Here is a 9,368-nt window from a genome sequence, read left to right as displayed (position 1 = left end):
GAAGTTAAGGCACCGACCTACATCCGTTCAGGATGTACCGACCTGCGAGCCTCTAGCTCGCACCGACCATGAGCCGAAGGCTCATCTTTGTATGTTGGGATAAGGGAAAGCATGCAAATGTTCTGACTGAAAGAACCATCAGACCGTCTGCAGACTGCCACAACGGTCTGCCTGCCTCTTACCCCAACCTGTCTTTATTATCCCTGCAGCTTGGCCATTTCCATGAGCCAGTGACGAATATATTCTTCTGACTTCCCCTGGTCCCGCATGACCTTTACTTCACGGACGGTCATTGGATCCTGAAGCATTTCACGCACTGCCTGCTCAAGTTTGATTTCATCATTTATGTTTTTCATCATTGGCCTCCCTGAAAAAAAGATTATATTTTTATTATAAACGTTCCTTTCCATTCAGAAAAGAAACGGAGACCATAGTATTTGTGATATACTAAGGCAATAGATTTATTAATCTTTTTCTATGCTAAGGAGGTTACCCTTATGACAATTCGTATTGGAATTATGGGATATGGCAATTTAGGTCGAGGAATCGAAAATGCAATTCATGACAATCCGGATATGCAGCTTCAGGCGGTATTTACCAGAAGAAACCCGGACAATGTGAAGATTCGCACAGCAGGTGTACCGGTGGTAGAGGCAAAAGATATAGAAAAATGGACAGATAAGATCGATGTGCTCGTACTGGCTGGTGGCTCCGCTACCGATTTGCCGAAGCAGACTCCGCGATATGCAGAAATGTTTAATGTCATTGATACCTTTGATACCCATGCAAACATTCCGCAGCATTTTGCAGAAGTGGATGAAGCGGCCCGCGCCAATGGAAAGGCTGCTATGATTTCTGTCGGCTGGGATCCGGGCCTGTTCTCCCTGGCCAGACTGTTTGGAAATTGCATACTCCCTAACGGCAGTGACTATACCTTCTGGGGAAAGGGTGTATCTCAGGGACACTCAGATGCGATTCGGCGCATTAATGGTGTTAAGAATGCAAAGCAGTATACCTGTCCTGTGGAAAGTGCTATTACCGCAGTCAGAAATGGAGAAAATCCAGTACTGACTACCCGGCAGAAGCACACCCGTGAATGCTACGTAGTACTCGAAGAAGGGGCAGATGCCGCTTACGTGGAAAACCAGATTAAGACCATGCCAAACTACTTTGATGAATATGACACCACGGTTCACTTTATTTCCGAAGAAGAATTCAACCGCAATCATCAGGGACTGGCCCATGGTGGATTCGTATTCCGTAGCGGCACCACCGGTGTGAACGGAGAACATAATCACGTTATGGAATTCAACCTGAAACTCGATTCCAATCCGGAATTTACAGCCCATGTAGTACTGGCGTATGCACGTGCTGTGGCAAGACTGGCAGCAGAAAAGAGCTTCGGCTGCAAGACCGTATTCGACATCGCACCGGCCTACCTCAGCCCACTCTCTGGAGAAGAGTTAAGAAAGAAGATGCTGTAAAGAGCAAGACCTCAAAACCTTCCAGTGTAAAGTTTCGAGGGCTAAGCAAAAGGATGTAGCAAAAAGACTTTCCAATTTTTCATGGAAAGTCTTTTTGTCATGCCACTTTTATAAAAAAATTATGTAGAGCACAGCATTTTTGATTCCGCTTTTATTCAACTTTTGTACCGCTTATATGGTCTGGTAATAGCGGCCAGTTGTCTTTCTTCAGGATTTACCTCTATAATGATAGTAAGTAGTATTAAAAAGAAGTATTAACAGGCAGTAGAATTTTTGCGGATTTACATACGCTAAGCATATATAAGTAATGAAATGGAACGGGATGACCTATGGAAACAAACTTTCAGTTTTTAACTAAAAATGAGGATACTGGTAAATACTATCAATCGTGCAAGGAAGTAGAATCGTTATATGCAGACGGACACTATCAGTCGGAAGTGGTGACCATCCGTACTATCTGTGAAAATCTGGTCAAAGATATTATGGATCAGGAATATATGGACGTTGAGGAACGTGCAACCTTTAATGACAATTTGCGTCGACTGAAACATGGGAATTATATTAAGAATGAGGATGTGCTTGAGGATTTATATGAAATAAAAGGAGATGGCAATAGCGGTGCCCATGAGATAACATCAGTAGGTAAGGTGACAGGTCTTGATAATCTGAAGAAACTTTTACATATCATGTCCTACTTTGCCAGACATTATTATGAGATTAAGACAGATATTACCAGCTTTATTGAGCCGATACGGACTACGTATGCCACCAGTGAAAGAAAATTAATTTATATCCAGACAGTAGATCAGAAAAAGAGACCGATTCCATATTATCGTGGACTGGAAAAAATCGGAGATGCCAGTATTGCTGATATGGAAGCGGATTTAAAGAAAAATAGTCCGGATTTGAATGCAGCGGCCAATGCAAGAATCAAACAATACATGAAAACCGCTAATCTTCCGTATGTTCTGCAATGGACGGAACTGGCTTATCGCCAGAGTGATAGATCCTGGTTCAGGGATAAGGATGTCCATGCGATTTTAGAGCGCTCCAATATCAAGCGCCGGGATATGGATGTAGGGCAGGAATGGTTTCCAGTGACGCTCGAAACGGCTAAACGGGCGATACAGGCATACAAGGACGGAAAGACCGCCTTAGAACAGGAAGAAGTAGTTCCACAGGATCAGAGACAGAAAAAAGAAAAAATCGTACTCCGCAAGGAACAGCAGGATGCGGTAGATCAGACGATTAAGGCATTTAAAGATTATGATGAAATGTTGTGGAACGCCAAGATGCGCTTTGGGAAGACCCTGACAGCCCTGGCACTGATTAAGAAAAAGAAATTTAAAAAAGTCCTGATTATGACCCATCGGCCGGTAGTCAATGAGGGCTGGTTTGAAGACTTTAATAAATGCGGGATGAATGAAGCCGGCTATTTATATGGTTCCAAACGAAATGGTCATAAGAGTGTAAAAGAATTGGAAGATTCCGGTAAAAAGTATGTCTATTTTGCTAGTATTCAGGATTTGAGAGGGTCAACATGTGTAGGCGGCAAAGTCGGAGATAAAAACGAGGACCTATTCCACACTAAATGGGACTTAGTCATTATTGATGAAGCCCATGAAGGTACGCAGACTGATCTGGCGCAGAATGTGATTGATGTGGTAAGAAAGAATAAGAAACACTGTAAACTGCTTGAATTATCAGGCACTCCGTTTAACCTGCTCAATGATTATGAGGACGATCAGGTATTTACCTGGGACTATACCATGGAGCAGGAAGCCAAAGCCAGGTTCAGCGAAGAACATCCGGATGAGAAGAACCCTTATCAGGGATTGCCGAAAGTATCCATGTATACGTTTGAAATGAACAGGCAATTTACAAATACGGATTTTTCTCTGGATTCGTATGATAAACGCAGTTTTAATTTCAAGGAGTTCTTCAGAACTGACGAACAGGGAACATTTGCACATGAAGATTCCGTACGCAGTTTTCTGAAGAATATCACTACTCCAGGGAATACCAATTATCCATTTTCTACCCCACAATTCAGAAATAACCTGCGCCATACCCTGTGGATTCTTCCGGGAATTAAAGAATGCAATGCTCTGGAAGATTTACTGAATGAAGAAGATTCCGTATTCCATAAGGAAGGCTATAAGATTATCAATGTAGTACGTGGCGACACCAGTGATGAGCTGGAAGCCAGTGATTCCGATGTGCAACGGGTCAAAAATGCTATGGATCCGGATCCGGCGAAGACAAAAACTATTACCCTTACGGTGCGGAAATTGACCACAGGGGTAACCATCCGGCCATGGACAGGGGTGCTATTCCTTTCCAACATGACCTCCGCTATGCAGTATCTCCAGGCGGCTTTCCGGGCGCAGACCCCATACTCCAGTGAAACGTTTGGGGAAAAGACGAACTGCTATATCTTCGACTTTGCTCCGGATCGGGCGTTAACCGTTATGGCCGAAGCATCCAGTCTGTCTACTGGTGTGGGCAGAGTGAATAAGAAGGGGCAACGGGAAAAGATGTCAAAACTTCTGAATTTCCTGCCTATTATTGGAGAACAGGGGCATCGCATGCAGCCGTTTAATGTAGATTCCCTGCTGGCCAAGGTGAAACGTGTGTATGCAGAGAAAGCTGTCCGCAGTGGTTTTGATGATGATTCTATTTATTCTGATAAACTCCTCATGCTGAAAGAGGGGGATTTGTCTGCTTTTAATCAACTGAAGGCTATTGTGGGGCAGACTAAGCAGGAAAAGCGACCGGTAACCATTGATGTCAATCATCAGGGACTGACAAACGAAGAGTATGAGACCTATGGGAAGGGGAAGCGAAAACCAAAAAAGCAGCGGACAAAAGAAGAACAGGAAGCTATCGAAAAGGTTAAAGAGTTGAGAAAACAGCGTAGGACCATGATTTCTATCCTGCGCGGCATTTCCATACGAATCCCTATGATGATTTATGGCATGGATATTCAGTTTGATAAGGAGGTATCCATCCGGAACTTTGTGAATTCCATTGATGAGGTATCCTGGGTAGAATTCATGCCCAAAGGCGTCACTAAAGAACTTTTCAAACAGTTTATCCCCTACTATGATGCAGATGTATTTATCGAAGCCGGGAAGATTATCCGTCAGCGAGTCAAAGAACTGGATAAGGCGGATCCACTGGACCGAGTGGAAAAGATGGCAGCTATCTTTGGAACCTTCAAGAATCCGGACAAGGAAACCGTGCTGACGCCGTGGCGTGTGGTCAATATGCATATAGGGAAAACCCTGGGCGGACTGGTTTATTACGATAAGGAGTTTAAGAATACAACGCAGGATGGAGTCAGTGCGCAGAACTGGATCACTACCGAATACACAGACCGGGTATACTCAGAACGGACACATATTCTGGAAATCAATGCCAAAACAGGCTTATACCCCTTATTTGTGGCGGCATCCCTGTACTATAAAGAATTTATGGCGATGAACGATCGGACCGGAGGGCGTTTCAGTATACTGGATGAACAGCAGATCTGGAAACGGATTTTACGGGAAAATATATTTATCATTGCCAAAACCCCTATGGCCAGAATCATCGCCATGAGAACCCTGCGGGGATATCATACCGACTGGCCGATGAATGCAGAGTATGTGGAAAATATCGTAGACGATACAAAACTGGATGTAGAAAAAGAAGCAGAAAAGATAGAGAGGTTATTTGGATATATGAAATTTGATGTGGTGATTGGGAATCCTCCGTATCAGGAATTAACTACACAGAAGATGGGAAGTGGCCAAGCACCTGTGCAAAATATTTTTCAATACTTCCAAGAATTAGCAGATGTTTTAAGCACGGATTATACAACATTAATTTATCCGGGGAAACGATGGATTCATCAATCGGGGAAAGGAATGGCTAAGTTTGGGTATAATCAGATAAATGATAGACATTTAGCTAAATTGATTTATTTTGAAGATGCTAATGAAGTGTTCAGTGCTGTATCAATTCCAGATGGTATTTCAATAGTCGTAAAAGATTATCACAAAGCGTCAGATAGTTTTATTTATGAATTCTATGGCAAGGATGGAAGGCATAAAATTTTAAAAGAGGCAAAATATCCTGGTGCTAACATTTTTGTGATGGATCCCGATGATTTGCCTATTGCAACTAAGATTGATGAAGTAGTTCAGAAAAATCAGTTTAAGTATATTCATGATAGTCCTGCTATTAACAGACAATTATTTAAAATAGAGAGTAATTTTGTTGAAAAGAATCCAGACAAGGTTACTGACTATATTTCTGACGAAAAGATAGACTTTTCCAGACAAATAAAATTATTTACAAATGATAAGGCAGGGAAAATGGGGAGGGCTACTTGGTTTGTTGCTGATAAAGATGTTATAACTTATCATAAAAATCTTATAGGTAAATGGAAAGTAGTTGTTTCTAGTGCTAATGCAGGCGGGCAAAAGCGTGATAATCAGATTCAAATAATTGACAACCATTCAGCATTTGGTCGTTCAAGAGTTGCGTTAAAAATTTTTGATTCTAGGGAAGAAGCGGAAAATTTTATGAAATTTGCCACTAGCTATTTAATAAGATTTGCATTTTTGCTGACCGATGAGAATTTGTCTTCTTTAGGGAAGAGAGTTCCTGATATTTTGAATTACAGAAATGATAATCCTTTCATTAATTTTTCTGAAGATATAGATGTGCAATTGTTCAAACTCTTCAAATTAAATGATTCTGAAATAAAACATATAAAATTGTGTGTAGATAATTTAAGACAAAAATGAGTGAAATGAAACTGATAAAATCATCGGAGCGAGTTCGTACCTTAGGCGAAGTCTTTACCCCCAGGCGGATAGTGGAACTTATGCTGGATCAGCCGGAGATTACTGCTAAAATTAATGACCTGTCTGCCACGTTTCTGGAACCGTCGGCGGGCGAAGGCGCTTTTCTGGTGGAAATTCTCAGAAGAAAGATGGACGTGGCTCTTCACAGAAGCCACTCGGTGCAGGAATATGGGGATAATGCGCTTATTGCCCTGTCCTCCCTGTATGGCATAGAGTTTATGGAAGATAATGTGGAAATGCTGGTAATGAACATGAATGAGCAGTTTCTCCGTTCCTATTACCAGGGACTGCATCAGCTGCAATCGGAAGAAGAGGTATCCCATCTGACGGATGAAAATGTCCTGAAAAGTGCTAAAACTCTGATTCAGGCCAACATGGCTCAAGGAAATGCACTGACACAGCTCAACAGCGATGGAAAACCCATTATGTTCAGTGAATGGAAATTGCTGGGAAAACAGCATGGCTATCAGTATGTACAGCGGTTGGAATATACCTTTACCGCCATTATTGAACATGCGCAGGAGCCAGTACCAGAGACTCCATATGAAGAAGTGAGTCTGTTTGCACCACCGGCAGAAAAAAAGTCTTCCGTGACCAGAGAATATACTCCCTGCAGGCTGGTAGATGTATACAAAACTCAGTCCCAGAATCTGTAACCCTATGGTAGCGGAGGCTTATCCAACAAGGATGAGAACTGCATACTCTCTGAAGAATCAGAAAAGAAAAACCGACAGGAAACATCCTGTCGGTTTTTCTGTATTTAAAATCAGGAAACATGCAAATTATTACTTCGCTTGTAGAATTTTGTAAAACACTAAAATTGCTGTGCTTTAGAATATGGTAAAGATGAAGAATCCCAAAGTGGGGGGAACGCCTCTGTGAGCAAAGATGCTTGGGATTGATACAATTTAAAGAAAGGTACGCATAGCCTAAAGGTCCATATATAGCGAGGTTTTAACGTATTCCGGCAAAAGGCCGTTATTTTATGCTGGATCCATTTATGCTGGAATTTTTGATTTTTATATCATACATGGTTTACTTCCCTCCAAAAACAAATTTATTCATTTGCTGTACAGTAGCTTGGATAATTGGGCCTGATATCAAAACTGTAATAATCGTACAAATACCGAAGCTACCTCCCAACAAAACCCCGATAACGACCATCGCCAGATCCAATATCATACGGACAATTTTGACATGCCATCCATTTTTCCCTGCCAGAGAAAATGTCACTGCCTCATAAGAACCACGCCCAAGATTTGCTGATGCATAGATGCCAGTTCCTACTGCAAAGAGAATAATACCGATGCACATCAGCAGGAAATTTATCCAGACAATATCGCTGTATCTTTGTATCCTACTGAATATCTCTACAAACCCACTGTATACCACCTGATACAGAACAGTTCCAATATGGATCTGTGAACGATCATAAAACCATACAAATACGATCATGACCACTGCAATCACAAAAGAAGTCATTCCGATACTCATCCCAGTAACTTTGGAGACTCCCTGCCATAATACGGCCAAAGTTGCACTGCCAAATCCGGCATACATAGCAAGCGTAATTCCATAAGCAGAAATAATTGAACCAACAAAAATTACTATAATTTTAGTAAGCCAGTTTTTTTCTCTCATAATGCCCCTCCTGTAGATTCCTGTACAGACGAAATGATTTCTTCTTGAAGGGAGGGAAAGTGCTTAGAAGCCCTCTGAAGTAATTCATGACCAATCTCATCAGCATATGCACTTTTCTGCCATTCGTCAATGCGTAGCAATCACCCCTTTTCAACAACAATCTCTCCGTTGACAATAACAGTATCCACCATACGGGCATCACCACTAAGTACGATACAGTCAGCAGGATCATTTCGGCCTCCTGCATAGGAAAGTGAAGTCCAGTCAAGCAGCGTCAAATCTGCTGCTTGACCTGGCACTAAGGTACCTATATCATTCCTTCCCAACGTTTTTGCTCCACCAGATGTAGCCATGTATAAAATATCCTCAGATGTACAGGCATTTTCTTCATGGGTTAATCGATTCAATAAATAAGCAACCCGCATTCCTCCATCATATTAGATGAATTGCTACTGGCAGCTCCATCAACCCCAAGGCCAATGCGCTCAACACCCGCGTCCATCATGTTACGAACTTGGCAGGAGCCGGAACTGAGATACATATTTGAAATGGGACAGCTTACAACGCCGGTTCCAGTCTCTGCTAATACTTTTATATCCTGTTCATCCAAATGAATACAATGGGCATAATAAAACCGATCTCCAAGCAGATTATTCCTCCAGAACCATTCTACCGGTGAACACCCAAATTGTTCTATCGTAAAGTCATACTCACTCTTACTCTCCGCAAGATGCTCATGTACCATTACATCATATTTTTTTGCAAATTCAATCGTTGAGCGTAACACTTCTTCTGCGTCATATTGTGCAATACTAGGCCCCTAAAAGCATGCAAATGTTCAGAGTTCTTTTAGTCTGAGAGGAAGCCCCGCAGGCTTCTGGTCTGACTTCTGATTGTCTGCCATACGGGTGCCATTAAACTTTCTAATATTGCTTGCACAGCGCATGGCTTAGTGATATTATCATATTCACCTCTGATGAGGCGGCCACTTCCGGAAAGCGGTTCAACCGTTTTCCGGAAGACATCGCAAAAAAGCACTTGACATTATAAAGCATTACGTGCTAACATAATGGAGTCGCTTAGAGCGATTGGTTCTTTGAAAACTGAACAGTACAGCGAACAATAAAGCCGATGTGCGGATAAGAAATTATCCCGCAATTTAAAGAGTAAATAGGCAAGAAATAATCGAGCCAAACAAACAATCTATCATGGAGAGTTTGATCCTGGCTCAGGACGAACGCTGGCGGCGTGCTTAACACATGCAAGTCGAACGGGAAGAAAAGAAAGAGCTTGCTCTTTTTTGGATTCCAGTGGCAAACGGGTGAGTAACACGTAAACAACCTGCCTTCAGGATGGGGACAACAGACGGAAACGACTGCTAATACCG

5 protein-coding genes, 1 rRNA gene and 1 pseudogene are annotated in these 9,368 nt (G+C 42.1%); 4 read left to right on the top strand and 3 right to left on the bottom strand.

Features of this window, described 5'->3' with window-relative positions:
- Positions 1–197: 197 nt before the first annotated feature.
- The gene (locus BLQ79_RS08290) at positions 198–356 is read right to left on the bottom strand and encodes a hypothetical protein (protein ID WP_159427888.1); all 159 of its coding nucleotides are present in this window, start codon (positions 354–356) and stop codon (positions 198–200) included.
- A gap of 141 nt (positions 357–497) precedes the next feature.
- On the opposite strand from BLQ79_RS08290, the gene BLQ79_RS07910 reads away from it, so the two are divergent.
- The 3 genes from BLQ79_RS07910 (at position 498) to BLQ79_RS07900 (ending at position 6,996) form a co-directional block, all read left to right on the top strand.
- Positions 498–1,484, top strand: a complete 987-nt coding sequence (locus tag BLQ79_RS07910) for a diaminopimelate dehydrogenase (protein ID WP_091365546.1) — start codon at positions 498–500, stop codon at positions 1,482–1,484.
- 329 nt (positions 1,485–1,813) lie between these two features.
- Positions 1,814–6,280: an Eco57I restriction-modification methylase domain-containing protein gene (locus BLQ79_RS07905; RefSeq protein WP_091365544.1), complete on the top strand. Its 4,467-nt coding sequence runs from the start codon at positions 1,814–1,816 to the stop codon at positions 6,278–6,280.
- A gap of 5 nt (positions 6,281–6,285) precedes the next feature.
- Positions 6,286–6,996, top strand: a complete 711-nt coding sequence (locus BLQ79_RS07900; protein ID WP_200779865.1) for a DNA methyltransferase family protein — start codon at positions 6,286–6,288, stop codon at positions 6,994–6,996.
- Between the two features lie 379 nt (positions 6,997–7,375).
- Here the strand turns inward: BLQ79_RS07900 and BLQ79_RS07895 are convergent, their stop codons facing one another.
- Positions 7,376–7,981: a YczE/YyaS/YitT family protein gene (locus BLQ79_RS07895; protein ID WP_091365540.1), complete on the bottom strand. Its 606-nt coding sequence runs from the start codon at positions 7,979–7,981 to the stop codon at positions 7,376–7,378.
- Positions 7,982–8,121: 140 nt separating this feature from the next.
- Positions 8,122–8,726: pseudogene (locus BLQ79_RS08405) on the bottom strand (amidohydrolase family protein).
- 460 nt (positions 8,727–9,186) lie between these two features.
- Between BLQ79_RS08405 and BLQ79_RS07880 the strand changes: the two are divergent.
- Positions 9,187–9,368, top strand: a 16S ribosomal RNA gene (locus tag BLQ79_RS07880); the annotation flags it as partial.

This window comes from Dialister histaminiformans (genome assembly GCF_900103425.1).
Lineage (GTDB): Bacteria > Bacillota > Negativicutes > Veillonellales > Dialisteraceae > Allisonella > Allisonella histaminiformans.
The sequence above is the reverse complement of the archived record's forward strand: the minus strand, read 5'-3'. Positions and strand labels throughout refer to the sequence as shown.